The sequence below is a fragment of the Chryseobacterium sp. AG363 genome (genome assembly GCF_003610675.1).
In the GTDB taxonomy this organism is placed as follows: domain Bacteria; phylum Bacteroidota; class Bacteroidia; order Flavobacteriales; family Weeksellaceae; genus Chryseobacterium; species Chryseobacterium cucumeris.
Map to the genome: position 1 here is coordinate 1,485,360 of NZ_RAQF01000002.1, position 22,440 is coordinate 1,507,799.

Below are 22,440 nucleotides of genomic sequence, written 5' to 3' on the forward strand. Positions count from 1 at the left end.
ATTTTTGCAAACCTATAATTTACAATAAATATGTTTAATAGTTTACAGGATAAATTAGACAAGGCATTACACAATATTTCCGGAAGAGGAAAAATTACTGAAATCAATGTGGCGGAAACCGTAAAGGAGATCCGTAGAGCATTGGTAGATGCCGACGTTAACTATAAAGTTGCGAAAGATCTTACAAAGAGAGTTCAGGATAAAGCATTAGGAGAAAACGTTCTTACTTCCCTTACTCCGGGACAGCTGATGACGAAAATTGTTCATGATGAACTGGTAGACCTAATGGGAGGTTCTCAGGAAGGAATCAATCTTTCAGGAAAACCTACTGTAATCCTTATTGCCGGTCTTCAGGGATCTGGTAAGACGACTTTCTCAGGAAAGCTTGCTAATTATTTACAGACAAAAAGAAATAAAAAACCAATATTGGTAGCATGTGACGTATATCGTCCTGCAGCAATTGACCAGCTGAAAGTATTGGGTGGACAGATCAAAGTTCCTGTTTATACCGAAGAAGGCGCTACCAATCCATCTACTATTGCTGAAAACGCGATCAATTTCGCAAAATCAAACGGTCATGATGTTGTGATTGTGGATACGGCAGGTCGTTTAGCTATTGATGAGCAGATGATGAACGAGATCAAATCCGTACATTATTTCATCAAACCTCAGGAAACACTTTTCGTAGTAGACTCCATGACAGGTCAGGATGCTGTGAATACAGCAAAGGCATTCAACGATGCTTTGAACTTTGACGGAGTTGTTTTAACGAAACTAGATGGTGATACTCGTGGTGGAGCGGCTTTAACGATCCGTTCTGTTGTTGAAAAACCAATCAAGTTTATCTCTACAGGAGAAAAAATGGAAGCTTTGGATCTTTTCTATCCGGAAAGAATGGCAGACAGAATCCTGGGAATGGGAGACGTTGTTTCCTTAGTAGAAAGAGCTCAGGAGCAGTTTGACGAAGAAGAAGCTAAAAAACTTCATAAAAAAATTGCTAAAAACGAGTTCGGTTTTGACGATTTCCTTAAGCAGATCAATCAAATCAAGAAAATGGGTAACATGAAGGATTTGATGGGAATGATTCCTGGAGTTGGAAAAGCGATTAAAGACGTAGAAATCAGTGATGATGCATTCAAGCATATTGAAGCGATCATCTACTCTATGACTCCTGAAGAAAGAAGAAGACCTTCTATCATCAATACACAGAGAAAAGGAAGAATTGCTAAAGGTTCCGGAAGAAAAATCGAAGATGTGAACCAATTGATGAAACAGTTCGATCAGATGGGTAAAATGATGAAGATGATGCAGGGACCTCAAGGAAAGCAAATGATGCAGATGATGAGCAAAATGCCGAATATGCCTGGAATGGGTGGAATGTTTGGAAAATAAGAAAATCAAAAATCATTCATAAAAAAACTCTCAGAATTTCTGAGAGTTTTTTGTTTTTATATTGGGATCTGTTTATTTAAACTTGTATCCTACGCCTAACTGAAAGAAATTCATTTTTAAAGTTTCACCATCCACTGGATTTTTGATCATATTGGTAAGACCGAAACTATAACGTGCATCCACAAATAATCCTTTATAAATTGCGTAATCTGCTCCTAAGAACAAACCAAAGTCTGTAGACTTCAACGTATCATTCAAATATCTTTCTACATAACGCTCTCCTTCTCTGATTCCTGAAGGATCTGCCATACCTGCATTTGGGCCGCTCATTTCAAATTTCACCTTGTTACTGGTCTTAAAACTCACGTATGGACCTGCATAAATTCCTAATTCAGGGGTTGCATAATATCTTGCAGACACAGGAATTACAATTCTGTTAAGGTTCATTTTTTCAGTTACGGTAATACCCGGCATTGAAACCTCTGCTTTTCCTCCAAGGTTAGCATATTCTACCTCTCCCTGAATGGCAAATTTGTTGTTGAATTTATGCTCAACCAAACCGCCGATATAAAAGCCTGATTTGGATTTCAAACCTCCTTCTATTCCTCCCATTTCAAAATCATTTTCATTGGAATTCAGTTTTGATAAGGCATAACCGGCCTTTACCCCGAATGTCGTCTGCGCATTTAAGCCTGTAAATAAAGCAATCGCTGATGCTAATAAGATTTTTTTCATGATTATTATTAATTAGTTTTATAGTAAAGAAGCCCTAAGACATCTATCTCAGGGCTAATATATCTATTTTATTTATTATTTTGCAAATACATATTTAACTCCAAAAGTCACGGAAGTCAAACTGATTCCAAATTTGTAATCATCAGTTCTTTTTGCCCCGTCAATATCTCTTTTGTGAGTATTGTACCCGAATTCTCCTATTGTAGCTTCAATTGACCAGTTCTTAGTCAGGAAATAGTCCAGACCTGGTTTAATATTCACTCCAATATTGGTATAGTTATTTTCGCTGTTCAAGGCAGCTGTAAGTAAAGGGTCTGCATCGTTAATATTACTTTTTGCATTCATTTTTTCCTTACCAAACTCCAATGGAACCTGTAACTGTCCGAAGATGTATAATTTATCAGACAAAGTCCAGTATTTTCTCACGAATGGAGCTACCACAAAAGCATTATCTGTATATTTAACTTCAAATACATTACTTATGGCAGGATTTCCCAATTTGTATTTTGTAACAGCACTTTTATAGCCTATACCAAGTCCCACGGCTAGATTATTAGTAACGAAATACCCTGCTGTAGGAAGGATTCTGATCACATCATCCTTTATATTGGTTTCAAATTCGTTTTTCTCATTGTGATAATATCCTACCTGACCTGAAAGATAAGAAGTTCCTTTTGCAATCTGTGCATTAGATAAACCGAAAAGCGCCACAGCACCCATCAATACGATTTTTTTCATGATTATTATATTAGTTTTGTATAGCAAAAAAGCCCTAAGAGTTTCTCAGGGCTTTCTTGCTATATGCTTTGTTTATTATTTTGCAAATACATATTTAACTCCGAAAGTTACAGAAGATAAATTCAATCCGAAGTTGTAGTTGTTTGTAGCATCACCATCTTTTGGCTTGTAGTTGCTATAACCGAACTCACCGATAGTAGCTTCGATAGACCAGTTTTTGTTTAAGAAATAATCTAAACCTGGCTTAACAGTTACACCGATTTGAGTGTATTTAGCTTCAGTAGAAGTAGAGTTAGAAATTGTAGTGTTTCCAGCTGTAGTTACAGAGCTGTTTTCATTTTCAGTTTTTCCAAACTGCATTGGAACTGCTAATTGTCCGAAAATATACAACTTGTCAGACAAAGTCCAGTATTTTCTTACGAATGGAGCAACAACGAAAGCTGGTTGCTTAATTACATTTTCGCTTACAGTTGTAGCGTTTCCGATAGTTGTAGTCGTAGTAGTTGTAGTTTTTTCAGTTTGGTATCCTACACCTAATCCGATTGCTAAGTTAGTGTTAACGAAATATCCAACTGTAGGTAATACGTTGAAGTTTTCAGTTTTAAGGTTACCGTTGTTAGTTTCTACTTGAGAATAACCAACAGATCCTGATAAATATGTAGTTCCTTTAGCAATCTGAGCGTTTGACAAACCGAAAAGTGCAACAGCACCCGCTAATAATATTTTTTTCATTTTAAAAAATTTTAATACTTTCTGAGGGCAAATTTACAGTGGTCACCACTAATATTAAAATTTGTTAATGTGATTAATATCATTGTTAAAATTTAGGGTTTTGTAAAAATAAATCATAGTTAAGAGATGTTATTGAGTTTTTCACAATATTATGAATAAAAAAATTATTTTTTTTCAACAACACTCAAATATATTTACTTTTTTAAATTTTCTGATTTTTTCTAAAACCTCATGAATCCTGGAAAAATGATAAAATTAATTAACCTAAATTACTAATTTTAAAGTTATTAACTCTTAAAATTTAAACAATCGTTTATTATTTAAGACTATTTTCACCTATTTCTAATCGTTATACATCCACTCTATTAAAAATTTCTGATCAGAAATCCGTATAGTCTATATATAAGTAATCAAAAACTCCGGCCAAAGGCCGGAGTTTTCATATGCAATTGCTTTTTCTTATTTCAAGAAGAAATTATAACCAATGTTAACAGCTCCTACATTCCAGCTATAGCTTCCCCATCCCGGTAGGTCACGCTTATTGCTGATAGATTGGTAACCAATGTACAACTCCCCTTTAGACATTTGATATCCAAATTTAGGCTGTGCATAGAAACCGCCATCTACTCCATCCTTTGTAGAAATACCATATCCAAGATCTAACCCTACAAAGATTGGAGCTCCTTTAAATCTATATTTTCCGGAAACAGCTACAGGAACAAATCCGAAATCATCAAAGTGATCTTTTCCGAAGAAATGAGAATATCCTGTGGTTACCCCAAGGTCAAGACCTTTAGCAATATTCCACATATAAGCTGCATCTACTCCTAATGTAAACGAAGATACATCACTTGCATCTGATACGGGAACACCAATATGTCCACCGATTTTAAAACCTTCCTGCGCCTGAGCAGCACCTCCTAAAAGTGCAAAAGCACCTAGTAATAATAGTTTTTTCATTTTTTTAGTAGCTTTGAATTACTGTGCAAAAGTACTAATTATTTTTATCATCAGAATAAACTGCCCTATAACAGGAAAAGCAGAACAAAATTTGTCCTGCTTTATATTATTAATTGGTTCTAAAATTTCAGAATTAGTTTCCTCCGAATTTGAAACCTACACCCACCTGAGCAAAGCTGTTTTTTACAGATCCTCCGCTGTTGTCATTGGATAGGTTGGATACTCCTAAACTGTATCTTGCATCAAAGAAAAGTCCGTTTTCCAGCATATATTCAACACCTAAGAACGGAGCAAGGTTCAATGATTTGATATCTTTTTTAATATCTACATCACCGCCTTCACCTTCCATTTCTACATCAAGGAAATCTGAACCGATGACAGTCTTTTGTTTAGCGGTAAGAATGATCCCTACATTAACACCTGCAGCTACAGAGAAACCTTCTGTAATAAAGTATTTTGCAGAAACAGGAACTAAAAGAGTCCCGAAAGTTACTTTAGTAGACTCCCCAAAATACATTCCTCCAGCGTTTACTCCGTCAATCTTTTCTTTAGCTCCAAGCGGTGAATACAAAACCTCTCCCTGAACAGCAAAGTTATCATTGAATTTGTACTCAGCCATTCCACCGATATAGAAGGTATATTTAGGAGACATTTTTCTTCCGTCAAGATCATCTTGCTTATCGTCTAGTTTAATAGTAGACATTGCGAAACCGGCTTTTGGACCAAATCGAAATTCCTGTGCGTTGGCACAAATTCCCATAGCAGCGACCGCTGCAACAAGTAAAAGTTTTTTCATGTTTAGTTAGTTTTACATTTAAGGTGTGCAAAACTAACTATTTTTTTCAAATTAACAAATTTTAACCGACTTATTTAAGGTTAATAAAAGGTTAATGGAAACTTTTACTCATTTTTATTAGTCGTTTCTTAGTCTTTTCTCTTCGTCGTTATAAGCAAGGATAATCTTTCTTACTACAGGGTGTCTTACCACATCTTCTTCTGTAAGATGTACAAATCCGATTTCTTTTACCCCATTTAAAATTCTCATGGCCTCTTTTAATCCGGATTGTTGATTTTTCGGAAGGTCAATCTGGCTTGGATCTCCTGTGATAATGAACTTGGCATTCATTCCCATTCTGGTAAGGAACATTTTCATCTGAGCATGGGTGGTGTTCTGTGCTTCATCAAGAATCACAAAAGCATCATCCAGTGTACGCCCTCTCATGAAGGCCAATGGTGCCACTTCAATTACTTTCTTCTCCATGAAACCTTCCAGTTTCTCATGCGGAATCATATCACGAAGCGCATCATACAAAGGTTGTAAATATGGATCCAGCTTTTCTTTAAGATCACCTGGAAGAAATCCCAGACTCTCCCCTGCTTCTACAGCCGGTCTTGTCAGGATAATTCTTTTTACTTCTTTATCTCTCAAAGCTCTTGCTGCCAACGCAACGCTGGTATATGTTTTTCCTGTACCTGCAGGTCCAATGGCGAAAACCATGTCCTTTTTCTCCGTTTCCTTTACAAGCTTTTTAAGGTTGGTCGTCTTAGCTTTAATAACTTTTCCGTTGACTCCTTTTACAATGATATCCTGATCGAATACCAGTTGCTTCTCATTTTCGTCTTTAATATTCAATATATTTTCAACATCTTTCAGCCCTATTGAATTGTTTTTGGAGATAAAACTGACAATATCATCCAGTTTTTGTTTCAGTATGTCTAAAGCTTCCTGATTTCCCATGGCAAAGATAAAATGATCTCTTCCTGTAATTTTAATGGTTGGAAAGCTTGATTTTATTAAGTTGAAATATTGGTTATTAACTCCATAGAAGATTTTCGCATCGATATCTTCCAAATCATATGTTAATTCAAACATGCAGTATTTTTATTTTTAGATTTTAAAATTAAAGCTTTTTTTCAAATTTATATCAAATTCTTTTCAACAATCTTTCGGGCTTTCTTTTTATTTTAAATAACTTTGCAATACTACACTATTCTATAAATTGCTCATGTCAATTATTACCCTTACTTCGGATTTCGGAAATTTAGATTACAGAGTTGCTGCTGTAAAAGGCAAAATTCTGTCTCTAAACCCTGAGGTTAATATTATTGATATCACCCACGAAATCCAGGCATTCAATCTTATACAGACTTCATATATTGTAAGAAATGCTTATAAATATTTCCCTAAAGGAAGCATTCACATTCTTTCCGTAGACAGTTTTTACAGCAAATCAAGAAAGAATATCCTCTATAAAGCAGACGGATCTTACTTCCTGGCGGCAGACAACGGCCTTTTGAGCCTTATATTTTTTGATATTAAACCGGAAGCCATCTACGAACTTACGCTGAACAATCGTTTTGATGACGTTATCAACTTTACTTCTACAGACATTTTTGTTCCTGCAGCAGTGCATCTTGCCAATGGCGGACTTCCTGAAGTCATAGGAAGGAAAATAAGCACCGCAAAACAACTTATGTTTCCACGAGCGGTTTATAATGAATCGGAAGGGATGATTATTGGTGAAGTGACTTATATTGATAATTTCGGAAATATAATATCAAATATCAATAAAGATTTTTTTGAGAACATCAGTAAAGGTTACAACAGTTTTACCATAAAATTCAGAAATTTAAGCCTTTCAAGAATATTTTCCAGCCATACAGAAGTTGTTTCAGACTGGAAAAGGGAGACCGAATTCCACGGACAGTCTGCGGCAATATTCAATGATAGTCAGTTATTGGAGCTTACCATCTACAAAGGAAGCAAGAAAAACGGTGCTAAAAGCCTGTTTGGACTGAATGTGGGAGAAAATATTTATATCGAATTCAGCTAAGATTATATATTTCTTAAAAAAACCGATTTTTTTTATATATTTGTCAAAATCTAAAAATCAAAAATGGCAGAATACAAATTATTGCTTCCTTCCATGGGAGAAGGTGTTATGGAAGCGACAATTATCACTTGGTTATTCAATGAAGGTGATAACGTAAAGGAGGATGACTCCGTAGTAGAAATTGCAACAGATAAAGTAGATTCAGACGTACCGACACCAGTTTCGGGGAAAATTGTAAAAATTTTAAAGCAAAAAGATGAAGTTGCAAAAGTAGGTGAAGCCATTGCTATTTTAGAAATTGAAGGAGAAGGCGCAGCTTCAGAAGAAGTAAAAACTGAAACTCCGGCGGCTACTCCGGATGCTGAAACTTTAAAAACGATTGAAGAGCCTCTACAAACAGTAGCTGCTTCAAACGTAGAATTCTCAGGAGATCTTTATCTGTCTCCACTTGTAAAATCTATCGCACAACAGGAAAATATTTCTGAAACTGAACTGAAATCTATCAAAGGAAGCGGTTTAGAAGGAAGAATTACCAAAGAAGATATATTAGCATATGTTGCTAACAGAGGAAGCAAGCCAGCTCAGCAGGCTGCTCCGGTACAGACAGCTTCAGCTCCACAACCGGCAGTATCAGCTCCGGCAGCTACTATTCCGGTAAGTGCAGGTGATGAGATCATTCCAATGGACAGAATGAGAAAGATCATCGCTGAAAACATGGTGAAAGCAAAACAAATTGCTCCACACGTTACTTCTTTCATTGAAACTGACGTTACCAACGTGGTAAAATGGAGAAATAAAAACAAAGCTGTATTCGAAAAACGTGAAGGTGAAAAACTGACTTTCATGCCTATTTTCGTAAAAGCGGTAGTGAAGGCAATCCAGGATTTCCCAATGATCAATGTTTCTGTAAATGGTGAAAATATCATCAAAAAGAAAAACATCAACATCGGTATGGCTACTGCCCTTCCGGACGGAAACCTTATCGTTCCAGTTATCAAAAATGCAGATCAGTTATCACTTTCAGGGCTTGCAAAAGCAATCAATGACTTAGCTTACAGAGCAAGAAACAAGAAATTAAGACCAGAGGATACTCAGGGTGCAACGTATACAATTTCTAACGTAGGAAGCTTCGGTAACCTTATGGGAACACCGATCATTCCTCAGCCTCAGGTAGCTATTTTAGCCATCGGAGCAATCGTTAAGAAGCCTGCAGTTCTTGAAACAGCTGACGGAGATGTAATTGCGATCAGAAACTTAATGTTCATGTCTCACTCTTATGACCACAGAGTGGTAGACGGTTCCCTAGGAGGAATGATGCTGAAGCATGTTCACGACTACCTTGAAAACTGGGATCTGAACACAGAAATATAAGTAATAAAATAATCAGTAATAAGTAATTTTACTTATTGTCGATCACATAAAATGAAAACCTTCGGTTAAATCGAAGGTTTTTTGTTTTTTTACTACTTAAGCTTAACAACGTCTAAACACTAAATATCCTATTGAATAAATACCAAATATTCAACAAAATCAACAATCACCTGTCAAATCATCAATTATTTAAATATTTATACACTGTATTAATTTTTTGGAAATTAGATTGATTAGCATTATTTTTAAACAAAATATTATTGAGAAAAATGGATCCGGATTACAGGAAATATGATGTCACAAGGTTTTTTGATTTCACAGAACAGGATGAAAAACTCATTACTGAAATCTATGATCTGCTTTCTCTATCGTATGATATTACTGTCATTGATGTCAAAGAGTCCCCATATGAACAGTTCAGCTCTTTTGATATGTATCCGTTATTTATTCCACGCATCTGTTACCTGGTGAAGGATATGAATAACAGCAATAACTCTTTCTATCTTTTTATCGTCAGTAAAGTGGGAATAAATTCCAAAGGCGGACGTTTAGATCGTAAATATGACACTATCCAGCTTTGGGGATTAAAAAAACTTGAAGAAGATTTTGGGTATATTTCCATTAATAAAAAGAAGCTAATGGATAAGATTGCAGGAATCTTCAACAGTTTCTCTATTAATTTTAAAGATCCTGACTTTAAAGATTTTTATGTCGTGGGAAGTGATTCGTTTAAAACCATGAGCTTTTTAACCAAAAAAAGAAAAGAAACAATAAAAAGCTTCTCTGATGAAGGCTTTAAGCTTGAAGTCAGAAACAGCATTTTAAGTTTTGGTATACCTGATATTCTTACGGTTGAAAATGCTGAAATCACCTCAAAGTTTTTAAACGAAATATAATTTCCAAAATTTACCGTAATTTCATCCCTCAAAACCTGCAGATGCTGAAAATTTTTACCCTCATAAAAAGATCCCTCAAAAATTCTTTCGACAATATCCGGAATGAACAGCTTAAGCATAATCTGCTTCAGGCCATTCCCTTTTGGATAGGATCTGTCATAACAGGCTTTTTTGCTGTGATGTACGCACAGGTATTTGCATGGGGCGAACATCTGATGAATTTTATTTTTGACTGGCATGCATGGATGATTTTCATTATTGCTCCCATAGGATTTATATTATCGTGGTGGCTGGTGAAAGAATTTGCTCCCAATGCCAAAGGAAGTGGTATTCCGCAAGTGATGGCAGCTGTAGAACTGGCTAACCCGAAAGAACATAGGAAAATCCGGAATCTTTTAAGTATTAAGATTATTTTTTTCAAAATACTTTCTTCTGTTGTTCTGGTCATCGGAGGAGGCGCTGTAGGACGTGAAGGCCCTACCATTCAGATTGCCGGCTCTGTTTTCAGAAAAGTGAATGAATATCTTCCCGAATGGTGGCCAAAGATTTCCAAAAAAAATATGATTATGACGGGAGCGGCAGCAGGACTTGCTGCAGCGTTCAATACTCCGTTGGGAGGAATTGTTTTCGCTGTGGAAGAGCTGTCAAAAACCCATATCAATTACTTCAAAACAGCCTTGTTTACGGCGGTAATCATTGCAGGTCTTACAGCACAAACATTGGCAGGGTCTTATTTATATCTGGGATATCCGAAGACCAATGATGTTTCCTTAATGGTTATGCTTCCGATCATACTAGTTGCTGCTACTGCTGGCATTATGGCCAGCCAGCTATCTGTTACCATGCTTACAATCAATAGCTGGAAGAAGAAAAAACTGAAAACAGATAAAGCCAACGTGGTCTTTCTGATCATTTGTGCTTTAATTATCGCTTCCATCGCCTATTTTATCAACAGAGAAATTCTGGGTTCGGGAAAAGAAATTATGGAGCGTGTCCTTTTTACCAAAGATAAGCACGAAGACTGGTATGTTCCTATCCTCAGAATGCTGGGTCCTGCCCTTTCCTTTACTTCCGGAGGTGCCGGCGGAATTTTTGCTCCGGCTCTTACTGCGGGAGCAAGTATAGGTTCTGTTATTTCAGGAATTATTCATTTAACACCCAACGAAACCAATGTGGTGATTCTGGCAGGAATGGTTGCTTTTCTTACCGGCATAACAAGGGCTCCGTTTACTTCAGCCATTATTGTACTGGAAATGACGGACAGACATTCCCTGATATTCCATCTGATGCTTGCCGGAATGATCTCTTCTATTGCTTCCATCCTGGTAAGCAGACATTCTTTGTATGATGTTTTGAAGGTGAATTTTCTGACGGAAATAAGAAGCCAGGATGAACAGAATGCAGGAATTCATAGCAAAGGGGAATAATTAATCTCAGGAATCATCAACTATTTCACAGATCTCTTGCATATAAGAAATATATTTTCTACTTTTGCACCTCGAAATAATTAACAAATTTTTTAACATTATGAACAATTACGAAACTGTTTTCATTTTAACTCCCGTTCTATCTGAGGCACAGGTAGAGGAAGCAGTGAACAAGTATGTAGATCTAATCAAAGAAAAGAACTGCGAAATCGTTGCTAAAGAAAACTGGGGATTAAAAAAATTAGCTTACCCAATTCAATTGAAAAAGAATGGGTTCTATACTTTAATCGAATTTAAAGGAGAAGGTACTGTAGTTGCTGATTTAGAATTAGCATTTAAGCGTGACGAAAGAGTAATCCGTTACCTTACTACAAAACTTGACAAGCACGCTGTAGAGTACGCTGTAACAAGAAGAGCTAAAGTAAAAGCAGCTAAAGCTTAATTATTAACCCTATTTTTTAAAAAAGACAAGACATGGCAATAGATGAAATGGCTAAACAAGCCTCAGCAGGAGGAGAATCAGAAGTAAAATTCCTTACTCCACTTGATATCAATACAAAATCTGAAAAGAAATATTGTAGATTCAAAAAATACGGAATTAAGCACGTTGATTACAAAGATGCTGATTTCTTATTACAATTTGTAAACGAGCAAGGTAAAATTTTACCAAGAAGATACACTGGAACATCTTTAAAATACCAAAGAAAAGTTTCTGCTGCTATCAAAAGAGCAAGACACCTTGCTTTACTACCATACGTAGCTGACTTATTGAAATAAGACAAAAATAAATAAGAGAAGAGGTTTTTCCTCTTCTTTTGTTGCTGAATACATCATTAATTCTAACTTGATTTTAGATACAACCTAAAATCTTAAAAAGGACAACAACAATGGAAATTATCCTAAAAAAAGACGTAGAAAACTTAGGACTTGAGTTTGATACAGTAAACGTAAAGCCAGGTTATGCTAGAAACTTCTTAATTCCTCAAGGAATTGCTCTTTTAGCTACGCCTAAAAACAAAGCTGCTTTAGAAGCTACATTAGAAGCTAGAAAAGAAGAAGAAGCTAAATTAATCGCTGCTGCTAACGCTGTAGTTGAGCAATTGAAGAAAACTTCTATCACGATCCCAGCAAAAGTAGGTGCTGGTGACAAATTATTCGGATCTATCAACAATGCTGATCTATCTGCTGCTTTAGAAAAAGCTGGTGTTTCTGTAGAGAAAAAATACATCAAAATTCCTGGTAACACGATCAAGAGAACTGGTAAATTCGCAGCTCTTATCAGACTTCACAGAAATGTTGAGTACAACTACGAGTTTGATATCGTATCTGATGCTCCAGTGGAAGCAGCTCCTAAAAAAGAAGAAGCTAAAACTGAAGAAGCTTAATAAGCAACTGAGAATTTCTCACAATACAAGACCACTTCAATTTATTGAGGTGGTTTTTCTTTTGTATAGGGTGACTTTGAAGTAAGATTGATATTAACTACCCCGTCTTTTTGCTTTGCAAAAATCCACCCCTTCAGGGAAGGGGAATATAGGAAATCTTAACAGCTATTACTCGTTAAATTATCTTTTTAATAACCTGTACGAAGAACAGGTAGGAAAATCTATTCCACACTATAAACCGTTACCTCACACCCCGTAACCCGAATCTCAAACTCTCAACCCCTCCAACTCACTACTTATCCCCTCTCAATTTATGCTGATATTCCGTAGGGGCCATTCCAATTACCTTTTTGAAGATATTACTGAAAGACGAGAGGCTGTTGTACCCTACCATCATGGCAATCTCATACATATTGTATTTTCCTTCCAGCATCAGCTCAAGGGAACGGGTAATTCTCAACGCTCTCAGAAAGCGAACGTAATTCATGCCCAGAATCTCTTTAAATTTCCTGGAAAGGGTTCTTGTACTCATACCAAATTCTTTTGCCGTAGATTCAATCGTAAGAGGCTTCTCAAGGTTAGCATGAATATATCTTGCAATCTTCAGCAATGTTTCATCTTTTGGGAAAGGATGCTGTATCGGAAATGCCAGATGTTTATGTTTCTTTTCCTGTAAAACTCCTTTAAGAGCTTTGAGAAAATAATATTTTGAGGTATCATTTTTTGTGATTTTCCCATCCCAGTCTTTAGTATAGAAAATCATCTCACGAAGGAGATTATTGACAGAATAAATATTGATTTCATCAAAAAAGCCACTTTCATTTTCTTCTTTCTTAAAATAAAAGTTATACAAATCAACCTTTGGACTGGTAGAAAAAATATAATGTGGTGTACCGGCAGGAATCCACATAAAGCATCTGGCAGGAAGATACCAGTGTTTCTGATCCGTAAAAACATGCACAATACCGCCTTCTGCATAGACTAATTGTGCTGAACTGTGATAATGAATCTCTGTGGTTACATTTCCGGTAAGGACATGATAAACGTAAAATTCGGCATCATCTTCTTCTACCGCTTTAAAATGGCTGTTGTTCATTCCATAAAGGTAAGAAGAATTTACAAATTGGCGTAAATGAGAAAATCTTTTTCTGTTTTCACAAATAGGGTCTGTGGCTTCTCACCGTAACTTTGCTGCATCAAAATCATTTTAGCAAAAATCCTTTAATTAATTTATGAATATCATATTGAACGCATGCCGGTATATGTGCATTGCGTTGTGCTTATTATTGAGCAGTTTTTTACATTCACAGATGATCGATTACCAGCATCTCGGCTTACAGCAAGCTGTAGAAATTGGTTTGAAAAATAATAAAAACATACAGATCAGTCATCTGAAACAGGAAATGTCCGTTACCAAAGAGAAAGACCTCAAGATGGAGAAACTTCCGGATATTGAATTTCATACAAGCTATAATCAGGTCACCAACCTTTTCCAGCATCAGAATGGTGTATTTAATAAAGCCACCAAGTATGATGTAATCAATGGAATGTATGATTTTACATTATCAGCATCGATCCCGGTTTATATGGGAGGAAAAATTAAAAATACAGAAAAGAAAGCGGCTATTGACACTGAAATTTCTGCTTTAAAAACCCATCTCGATGAGAGACAGCTTAAAATGACCATCATTACGGCTTTTCTACAGATCCATCATTTAAAAGAGCAGCAGAGTCTGATTAATGATAAAATGAAGGAAGATTCCGTCAACATCAAGCAGGTAAAAGCTTTGAAAGCTAATGGTGTTGTAACGGTCAATGAAGTCTTAAGAACATCACTTCAGTTGTCCAATCACAAAATGAGCTGGACGGAACTGGATAATGATATTCAGATCGCAGAACACAAACTGAAAACAATTCTTTCGCTTCCTGAAAATCAGGAAATACATGTCAACACAGAAGATCTTATTTCAGACAATGTTGCCATTCCTTATGTTGATGAGCTTACAGAAACTGCTTTAAACAAAAATGAGTCTGTTGAAATTACCCATAAGAATCTTTCCCTGAAAGAATTGGATCAAAAGATTACCAAAGCTAATTATTTACCTAAAATTACAGCTGGCGGTGAATATTTTTTAAAATATCCGAATATGATGTTCTTTCCTCCCGAACCCTATGCATATCGTCTGGGAATGGTAGGGGTAAATCTTACCTATCCTATCGAGAATCTGTACAAAAATAAATACAGAATGCAGGAAGCACGGGAAAATATTGATCTTGCCAAACTTCAGATTGAAGAAAATGAGGAAAATGTAAGACACAATGTTTATGAGGCTTATAAAAAGTTTGAAGAGACAGACCAGAAGGTAAAAATTGCTGAAGAAGCAATTAATCAGGCTAAAGAAAACTATCGTATTGTAAGAACAAAGTATGCCAATAAGCTTAGCCTTATTACTGAACTGATAGATGCAGACAATACGTATCTGGAAGCTGAATCTAATCTTATTTCCGTTAAAATCAACAGACAACTTAAATATTACCAACTCCAATATACGATTGGAAATTTATAAAAACTATGGCACAGAAACAATTGACACAAAAGGAAAAAAGAATCAACAAGTCCATTACTTTACTGGCCTGGATCCTGATCATCAGTGGAATCACAGGAATGGTAAGCTTTTATCTTTTTTCGAGAAAAAATGTGACGACGAATGATGCGCAGATCGAGCAATATATTACGCCTGTATCCAGTAAGGTTTCAGGGTTTATCAAAACGATAAAGTTTAACGAAAACCAGTTTGTACATAAAGGTGATACATTAATCGTCATTGACAACAGAGAGTTTGTGAATCAGGTACATATGGCTGAGGCCAATCTTCACGCTAACACTGCAACCATCAGTACTATCGAAAGCGGTGTCAGCACCAAAGAAAGTGATACAAAGATTATTGATGCTAAAATTGCTTCAGCAAAAATTGACATCTGGAGAACAGAACAGGATTACAAAAGATATAAAAACCTGTTAACAGAAGATGCGGCCACAGAACAGGAATTTGAAAATGTAAAGGCTTCTTATGAACAGTCAAAAGCCAATCTTTTGGCATTGGAACAGCAGAAAAATGCAGTAAAAGCCGGAGCGAACGAACAACAAACCAAAGTAGCCCCTGTAAAAAGCCAGATCCAGCAGAGTTCTGCCAGTCTTAACAATGCGAAGCTTTATCTTTCTTATACGATAATTACGGCTCCTTATGACGGATGGGTAGGAAAGAAGACCATTCAGGAAGGACAGTTGATTAAAGAAGGACAGGCTTTGGTACAAATCGTGAGCAAAGAGAAATGGATCATTGCCAATTACAAAGAAACACAACTTGGACAGATTGATCAGAGCAAGGAAGTAATTATTACTGCGGATGCTTATCCCGATGTTGAGTTTAAAGGAAAAATTCTTTCCGTTTCTCCTGCATCAGGTTCTCAGTTTTCTTTGGTAAAACCGGATAATGCTACCGGAAATTTTGTAAAAATAGAACAGAGATTTCCCGTAAAAATTATTCTGGATAATAACAAAAACAATGAAAAGCTGCTTTCCGGAATGAATGTTCTGGTGAGCGCGAAGAAGATTTAAGTTTGAAAGTGGGAGTGTTTGAGAGTATTAGAGTATAAAATATTCGGTTTAATTTAACTTTCAAATTCTCCCAATTTCAAATTTTCAAATTAAATTATTTTTTTAGCGAAAAGGCAAACCGCAAAATAGCAAATCTGCCAATTTTTTCTTCAAGCATATTTGCCGTTTTACCTTTTACTTTTACACCCTTTTGCCCTTTGTCTTTTCGCATTTTTCATTCAGATTAAACAGCAGAAAAACGATTTTTTGCTTTTTATCACCATAAAAATTATGCAACATAATACAGTTTATCATAAATGGGTACCACAATGGCTGAAACTGCCTCTTCTTATACTGGCATTGTTTCCCCACCTGATGTTGTTGTCGCTTTTACATTCTAACAGCGCCTTCACATCTTCTTTTATGGATGTAGATTCAGATGACATCCAGTATTTAATGATTTTGATGTATGGGACATTTGTGGTTACCCTTTTAGTATTACAGAGATTTATGGCTTATTTCAGCGTGAAATACTATGTTTTGCTGATGGCCTCTATTTCGGTGATTATTCTTTATATTTTATCAGTTACCAATGATTATCATGTGATATTGGTGATCCGGTTTTTGGAAGGAATTTTCGGTTTGCTGGAAGGTGCCATTTTCCTGCCTTTAATTATCGCAGAATTAAAAACAAAGCACGCCAAAGTCTTAGCATATCTTTTTATGTATACGATTATGCTGACCGGAGGAACTATTACGACTTCCCTGTTAAAATCAAGTATTGAAGATTACGATTTCCAACATATGGTTCTGATGATGGTCTACTTCCATGTGTTTGTACTGATCATCGGTATTGCTCTGTTCAACAGAAACAGATTTTTTCCTAAAAAACCTTTGTATCAATTGGATATTACAAGCTGGTTTCTTCTTTGGGTATGCCTGCAGGCTGGCGGCTATGCCATTATTTATGGTAAAAGACTGATGTGGTTCGAGTCTGATACCATTATCATGTGTCTGTTTATATTTCTTCTTTCCGGAGGCTTATTTATGCTTAAGCAAAGAAATTCCAAGAGACCGTTGTTCCATTTCGAAGTTTTCAGTTCCAAAAATGTCATTGTGGGAATGATCCTGTTTTTCATTTTTTATCTGATCCGTTCCGGGTTGAATAATGTCTACAGCATCATGGCTACCGTATGGAAATGGCCCTGGGATTATATTGTGAACATCCAGTACTGGAATGTGGCAGGAACTCTTTTGGGTATTTTGTTATCAGGAATCTGTCTGGTTCGCGGAGTATCATCAAGAATTGTTTTCTTCACCGGATTTCTTTTACTGGCCATAGATTGTGCCTGGTTTACCTATACTTTTTATCCTGACACTACCCTTTCTACCATCTGTCCTCCTTTATTTCTGCAGGGTGTTGCTCAGGGATTATTATTTACACCTCTTGTTTTCTTTCTGATTTCAGGAACTCCGGAAGAATATTTATCCAATGCTACTGCGCTGGGAACAACCACCCGTTTCTGGACAACCGCTATCGGATATGCTCTGATGCAAAACCTGATGCTATTTTTAACACTAAAACATTCCGATGCACTCAGCGCTAACCTAACAGACACCAATCCTGTTTTTTACAATCAGTGGAGTCAAATCTTTGGAGCCAATATTTCCAAACTATCGGTTAATGATTCTTTATCCATGACAACAGGCGCTTTTAAAGCTAAAATAACAGCTCAGTCTATTCTACTTTCCAATATGGAAATTTTCACGGGCCTGTTCTGGCTGGCTCTTCTTACTGCAATTGGGCTACTATTGTATCATCCTGTAAAAATAGCAGTACGAAATATTATGTAGAATTACTCTCCCCAAAAAGACCATACTGTTCCGTTGAAAACAGCCAGTTGCTTTTTCTGAGTATCATAAACCATCATACCGGCAGCAGGTGAGATAATATTAAGGTGAGGAGAAGTTACTTTTGGTAAAATCATGGCTTTATTACTATCTTCAAGCACCAGAATTCCGGAAACGGATGACGGTGTTCCTACAGAAACCTTTGCTTCAGGCTGATCTGTCAAACTATCCTGAAGACTGGTGTCAGCAGTACCAGTTGTGTCTACTGAAAGATCTTTCCAAAGGTTATTCTGATACACTTTCACCTTCATATCCGAAGTATCAAAAACCAGAGTACCATTCACAGGATTCTGAATGTCCGAGGTATTAGTTACCCAAGGAAGAACAATACCACGGTTTTCATTTCCAAACTCAATAGATGATGAAGCTGATTCTAATGTCGTTTTTCCTAAAGCAACCTGAGCATTAAAGATTCCGGATGCTGTTATTATAATGATTAAGACTATTTTTTTCATAAGGAATTAGGTTTTTATTAATCCGGACAGGTTTGGGTATTGAAACATTTCCAGCCTGTGGCAGTTCCGTCAATATTAACCTGCAGACAATTTTGTGTCGTATTATAAATGATCATTCCTTCTTTAAGGTCTGCCTGTGGGATAGCTGCTACCTGAACATCGGTAAGTCTGTTAAGAACAAAACCTTTATTCTTTGATTCCAGTACAGCCCAAGCTCCTTTTCTTACACCAGGCCAGTTGTTTCCTCCTTTATCAGCCCTGCTTAATGAAGTAATTCCAAAATTCGGAGTAAGAACAGTTCCTGCTGTAGCAGCAGGTTTATAGCAAGGTACAGTCCCCTGAATCGTAACGGTTACCGTTGCTGTATCACAATTTGACGGGGAAGCGGTCTGACAGATTTGATAAACTAAAGTATAATTACCTGGAGGAGTTCCCGGAGCTGCCAGAATATGTCCATCCGTAGTATTCAATGAAATATTGGAATTTGAGGTGGATACCTGAGATAAAATAACATTGGAAAGGGTTGCTTGTGCTCCACCATACGTTTCAAAGTCGTTATCCAGAACAATTCCTGCAGAAGATCCTCCTGCAACGATAGTATAGGTGTCATCTACCGCCATTGGCGGCAAATCTCCATTAATGGCAGGACAAAATCCGGGATTAATGATCAAAGGTGCACTACAGCTGTTGGTAGAAGCACAATCATAGGTAACATTCGTCAGAAAACTTGGATTACTGTTCATGAAAACCGTGCCTGGGTCAGAAACACCTGTTGTTCTTCTGAAATCAAGATTGGGCCCCACAGCCACATTTCCCACCTGAATAGGATTTTGCAAAACGATATATCCTTTTTTTGTGGATGAAGCAGGTCCCTGAATGGCAGCATTTCCACCTTGATACTGGTTCAGCGCCAGTTCTCCTTCATTATAAATAACAGCATCAGAAGGGGCATTATTCATATTTCCCGTAGAGGTAAAAAGTCCAAAATTGTAAATTTCGCTGCTGCTTCCGGACAAATTAATATCTCCCCCAACTGTAAAAATTCCAGTATTGATAATTTTACCGCCATTAATATTAAATCCGTTCTGAGAGATAATGGTTCCACAATTGACATACACACTCTGTTCGTTATTCCCGTAATTACCGCCAATAAATATCAATCCGCCCCCTTCGTTCCTGAATAAAGTGGTAGCAGAGCTGCTCATATTCAGGTTTCCGTTAATATTCAGATTTCCAAAATTATCAATCTTATTGTTGGAATTATTTCCTAATTGCAAAACTCCCAGTTCTATGAGCCCCTCATTGACAATTTCATTGATCTGTCCGTCAATGGTGAGATTTCCATTCCCTCCGCCTACTGTTATATTCCCGGTATCAAAAACATGAACATTGAGATTGGCAACGCTCGTTATGGTCTGATTAAAATTGAGTGTTCCATGTACTTCAAGTCTTGCAGGAGCATTGGCCGCTCCGCTTATACTATTCTGAAACTGCAAGGTAACACCAGATGCAATGCAAATCTTAGCATTTGTCCCGAACGTCGGATTATTGAATGTCATGTCGGAAGTAAAGCAGACTGTTGTATTATCAGGAAAATGATAATTGGGATCGGTAGGATTTTGAACATCGCAACCTGTACATTGTGCGTAACTGAAATAATAAAAGAATAAAGGGAATAAATAGAGTAATTTTCTCATCCTTAAATTTTATATAAATAAAATTACAAAATTTTTATCACCAAATAATGAGTTTTATAATATTTATCATTATATTAATTAAAAAATAACATAAAATGATTTTATTTAAATCAATATTTAAGTATTATTAATAAATTTCTAACCCATACGATCCTGAAAATAAGAACGTTTAATATTATAAAAGTCACCGATGGAAATTGAGAGTATTCTATTGAAGCAAAGAGATTTTTTTGCAACACAGCAAACCAAAAGCTTAGCTTTCCGGAAAATGTATCTTGAAAAGCTTAAAAACCTTATTATTTCCAATGAAAATAGGCTGTATGAAGCGATTAATAAAGATTTTGGAAAATCAAAATTTGATACTTTCACTACAGAATTATCTTTTATTCTGAATGATATTAATTATTATATCAAAAATTTAAAATCCCTTTCAAAGCCTAAAAAAGTCAGAACCAATCTTGTCAACCAACTGGGAAGCAGTAAAATTTACGCTGACCCGCTTGGCTGTATACTCGTCATCGGAGCCTGGAATTATCCTTATCAATTATCCCTTTCTCCAATTATTGCGGCAATAGCTGCCGGAAATTGTTGTATTCTGAAGCCTAGTGAAATAGCAGAGAATACAATGAAAGCAATGGCAGCAATCATCAATGAAAACTTTCCGCCTGAATATCTGTATGTGTATGAAGGAGGTATTGAGGAGACAACCGCTCTTTTAAAACTAAGGTTTGATAAAATATTCTTTACAGGAAGTACAAAAGTCGGAAAAATTGTATACAAAGCAGCAGCAGAGCATCTTACCCCTGTAACGCTGGAACTCGGTGGGAAATCTCCAGCTATTGTTACAAAAAATGCCAATCTCGAAATGGCAGCCAAAAGAATCGTATGGGGAAAATTTCTCAATGCCGGGCAAACTTGTGTAGCTCCCGATTACCTCCTGGTGGAAGAAACCATTCAGGAGCAGTTTCTGGAAATGCTCAGAAAATATATTAAAGAATTCAAATATGATCATGGCTCTGAACAATATACAAGAATTATTAACCTAAGGAATTTTCAACGCCTGGTACGTCTAATTGATAAAGAAAAAATCTATTCAGGAGGAAATTTTGATGAAGAAAAACTCTATATCGAGCCTACAATTCTGAATCATATAGACTGGAATGACGAAATCATGCAGGAAGAAATTTTTGGACCTCTCTTGCCTGTCATCAGTTTTCAAAATTACAATGCAGCTCTTAATTCTGTTCTAGAACTTGAAAAACCGCTGGCCGCTTATCTTTTCACCAATGATTCTGAAGAAAAAGAAAACTTTACCCGTAAATTGTCGTTCGGAGGAGGCTGTATCAATGATACCGTGATGCATTTAAGCAATGATCATCTTCCTTTTGGAGGAGTAGGTAATTCAGGAATTGGGAATTATCATGGAAAATATGGTTTCGAAACCTTTTCACACCCAAAAGCAGTTCTTGAAAAAGCAACCTGGGGAGAACCGAATATCAAATATCCGCCTTATTCAGAGAAAAAATTAAGCTGGATAAAGAAATTAATGTAATGCTGAAGGTTATATTTGTAAAGATTTAACTATTTGTATTATAAAATATTCATAAATCAATGCATAAAAATAAAAACTGCCTCATTTCTGAAGCAGTTTTATATTTTTATCCTTTCTTTGGGGCCCAGGTAGTAAAGAATTCTTTTACTTTTTCTTTACTGTACCCTTTTCCTTCTTCCAGAACATCACTTTGCTGAACCTTAATCATTTTCCCATCTTTATCCAAAACGATAAAAACCGGATAACCAAATTTTTTCACCCGGATTTCCATACTGGGCAAAAACCTTTTCATTCTTATTGTCCGGAGAAAAGTTCAGATGGTAGTATACATAATTCTTATCTATTAATTCCTTCAGTTCAGGAGTCGTCTGTACATAATTGTTAAAACGAAGACACCAGATACACCAGTTTCCACCTGCCTGGATCATTATATTTTTGCCTTCCTTCTTAGCCTGGGCAACTAATTTATTAATATCTGCCTGAGCGTCAGCTTTTGGATCGTAAGGTTTAGGAAGCTTAGCCTTTTCTTCAGCTGCCTTTTTCTGAGCTTCTAATTTAGCCTCCTCAGCAGGCACTATAAGAGCTGTTTTTTGTTTTCCTTTTTCGGGCGAATTTTTTGCATTTTGTGAAAAAGCGAAAGTACTTAATCCCAGGAAAGCGAATATTATCAATTTTTTCATAATATAAAAGTAAAAAAATAATATATATCCTTCTGCAAAAATAGAACCATAATTTTATTATCACTAAATTTGCGTGT

General features: G+C 36.3%; 21 protein-coding genes and 1 pseudogene. 12 read left to right on the forward strand and 10 right to left on the reverse strand.

The annotated features are described in order from the left end of the window. The first annotated feature begins 30 nt into the window (after positions 1 to 30). Complete coding sequence (ffh, locus tag DEU39_RS06650) at positions 31 to 1,392, forward strand: signal recognition particle protein (protein WP_120231363.1); 1,362 nt, start codon at positions 31 to 33, stop codon at positions 1,390 to 1,392. Between the two features lie 72 nt (positions 1,393 to 1,464). On the opposite strand, the gene DEU39_RS06655 is transcribed toward ffh, so the two are convergent. The 6 genes from DEU39_RS06655 to DEU39_RS06680 all read right to left on the reverse strand — a co-directional run bounded on the left by DEU39_RS06655 (position 1,465) and on the right by DEU39_RS06680 (position 6,430). Then, a complete protein-coding gene (locus DEU39_RS06655) occupies positions 1,465 to 2,127 on the reverse strand; it encodes a porin family protein (protein WP_120231364.1) in 663 nt (220 codons plus the stop codon). Positions 2,128 to 2,202: 75 nt separating this feature from the next. Continuing rightward, the gene (locus DEU39_RS06660; protein WP_120231365.1) at positions 2,203 to 2,865 is read right to left on the reverse strand and encodes an outer membrane beta-barrel protein; all 663 of its coding nucleotides are present in this window, start codon (positions 2,863 to 2,865) and stop codon (positions 2,203 to 2,205) included. 75 nt (positions 2,866 to 2,940) lie between these two features. Then, a complete protein-coding gene (locus tag DEU39_RS06665; protein ID WP_062675019.1) occupies positions 2,941 to 3,597 on the reverse strand; it encodes an outer membrane protein in 657 nt (218 codons plus the stop codon). 459 nt (positions 3,598 to 4,056) lie between these two features. Continuing rightward, positions 4,057 to 4,557 (reverse strand): hypothetical protein, encoded by a 501-nt coding sequence (locus DEU39_RS06670; protein ID WP_079241869.1) that lies wholly within the window; start codon positions 4,555 to 4,557, stop codon positions 4,057 to 4,059. 133 nt (positions 4,558 to 4,690) lie between these two features. Then, positions 4,691 to 5,353 (reverse strand): porin family protein, encoded by a 663-nt coding sequence (locus DEU39_RS06675; protein WP_120231366.1) that lies wholly within the window; start codon positions 5,351 to 5,353, stop codon positions 4,691 to 4,693. Between the two features lie 117 nt (positions 5,354 to 5,470). Then, a complete protein-coding gene (locus DEU39_RS06680; RefSeq protein WP_002979097.1) occupies positions 5,471 to 6,430 on the reverse strand; it encodes a PhoH family protein in 960 nt (319 codons plus the stop codon). Between the two features lie 133 nt (positions 6,431 to 6,563). On the opposite strand from DEU39_RS06680, the gene DEU39_RS06685 reads away from it, so the two are divergent. The 7 genes from DEU39_RS06685 to rplI all read left to right on the forward strand — a co-directional run bounded on the left by DEU39_RS06685 (position 6,564) and on the right by rplI (position 12,470). Further along, positions 6,564 to 7,391, forward strand: coding sequence for an S-adenosyl-l-methionine hydroxide adenosyltransferase family protein (locus DEU39_RS06685; protein ID WP_062675025.1), 828 nt, complete (start codon positions 6,564 to 6,566; stop codon positions 7,389 to 7,391). 63 nt (positions 7,392 to 7,454) lie between these two features. After that, positions 7,455 to 8,762, forward strand: coding sequence for a dihydrolipoamide acetyltransferase family protein (locus DEU39_RS06690; RefSeq protein WP_120231367.1), 1,308 nt, complete (start codon positions 7,455 to 7,457; stop codon positions 8,760 to 8,762). 260 nt (positions 8,763 to 9,022) lie between these two features. Continuing rightward, positions 9,023 to 9,658, forward strand: a complete 636-nt coding sequence (locus DEU39_RS06695) for a hypothetical protein (RefSeq protein ID WP_147367557.1) — start codon at positions 9,023 to 9,025, stop codon at positions 9,656 to 9,658. Between the two features lie 41 nt (positions 9,659 to 9,699). Continuing rightward, positions 9,700 to 11,085, forward strand: a complete 1,386-nt coding sequence (locus tag DEU39_RS06700) for a chloride channel protein (protein ID WP_120231369.1) — start codon at positions 9,700 to 9,702, stop codon at positions 11,083 to 11,085. A 100-nt stretch (positions 11,086 to 11,185) separates the two neighbouring features. Further along, positions 11,186 to 11,527 carry a 30S ribosomal protein S6 gene (gene rpsF / locus DEU39_RS06705; protein ID WP_034695444.1) on the forward strand — a complete coding sequence of 114 codons (342 nt, stop codon included), beginning with the start codon at positions 11,186 to 11,188 and terminating at the stop codon, positions 11,525 to 11,527. 32 nt (positions 11,528 to 11,559) lie between these two features. Further along, positions 11,560 to 11,862, forward strand: coding sequence for a 30S ribosomal protein S18 (gene rpsR / locus DEU39_RS06710; RefSeq protein ID WP_002979091.1), 303 nt, complete (start codon positions 11,560 to 11,562; stop codon positions 11,860 to 11,862). 110 nt (positions 11,863 to 11,972) lie between these two features. Next, a complete protein-coding gene (gene rplI / locus DEU39_RS06715) occupies positions 11,973 to 12,470 on the forward strand; it encodes a 50S ribosomal protein L9 (RefSeq protein ID WP_047429787.1) in 498 nt (165 codons plus the stop codon). A 292-nt stretch (positions 12,471 to 12,762) separates the two neighbouring features. Here the strand turns inward: rplI and DEU39_RS06720 are convergent, their stop codons facing one another. Continuing rightward, positions 12,763 to 13,566, reverse strand: a complete 804-nt coding sequence (locus DEU39_RS06720; protein WP_120231370.1) for a helix-turn-helix domain-containing protein — start codon at positions 13,564 to 13,566, stop codon at positions 12,763 to 12,765. A 136-nt stretch (positions 13,567 to 13,702) separates the two neighbouring features. On the opposite strand from DEU39_RS06720, the gene DEU39_RS06725 reads away from it, so the two are divergent. The 3 genes from DEU39_RS06725 (at position 13,703) to DEU39_RS06735 (ending at position 17,922) form a co-directional block, all read left to right on the forward strand. After that, positions 13,703 to 15,037, forward strand: coding sequence for a TolC family protein (locus DEU39_RS06725; RefSeq protein ID WP_228436679.1), 1,335 nt, complete (start codon positions 13,703 to 13,705; stop codon positions 15,035 to 15,037). A 5-nt stretch (positions 15,038 to 15,042) separates the two neighbouring features. Beyond that, positions 15,043 to 16,089: an HlyD family secretion protein gene (locus DEU39_RS06730; protein WP_120231372.1), complete on the forward strand. Its 1,047-nt coding sequence runs from the start codon at positions 15,043 to 15,045 to the stop codon at positions 16,087 to 16,089. A 270-nt stretch (positions 16,090 to 16,359) separates the two neighbouring features. After that, complete coding sequence (locus DEU39_RS06735) at positions 16,360 to 17,922, forward strand: MFS transporter (protein WP_120231373.1); 1,563 nt, start codon at positions 16,360 to 16,362, stop codon at positions 17,920 to 17,922. A 2-nt stretch (positions 17,923 to 17,924) separates the two neighbouring features. Here DEU39_RS06735 and DEU39_RS06740 read toward each other — a convergent pair whose 3' ends face one another. Both DEU39_RS06740 and DEU39_RS06745 read right to left on the reverse strand, forming a co-directional pair. Beyond that, positions 17,925 to 18,434, reverse strand: coding sequence for a hypothetical protein (locus DEU39_RS06740; RefSeq protein WP_120231374.1), 510 nt, complete (start codon positions 18,432 to 18,434; stop codon positions 17,925 to 17,927). 17 nt (positions 18,435 to 18,451) lie between these two features. Then, positions 18,452 to 20,131 (reverse strand): hypothetical protein, encoded by a 1,680-nt coding sequence (locus tag DEU39_RS06745; RefSeq protein ID WP_120231375.1) that lies wholly within the window; start codon positions 20,129 to 20,131, stop codon positions 18,452 to 18,454. Positions 20,132 to 20,321: 190 nt separating this feature from the next. Here DEU39_RS06745 and DEU39_RS06750 point away from each other — a divergent pair, with 190 nt between their 5' ends. Continuing rightward, complete coding sequence (locus tag DEU39_RS06750; protein WP_120231376.1) at positions 20,322 to 21,683, forward strand: aldehyde dehydrogenase; 1,362 nt, start codon at positions 20,322 to 20,324, stop codon at positions 21,681 to 21,683. A 106-nt stretch (positions 21,684 to 21,789) separates the two neighbouring features. Here DEU39_RS06750 and DEU39_RS06755 read toward each other — a convergent pair. Next, positions 21,790 to 22,363, reverse strand: a pseudogene (locus DEU39_RS06755) (thioredoxin family protein). Between the last annotated feature and the right edge of the window lie 77 nt (positions 22,364 to 22,440).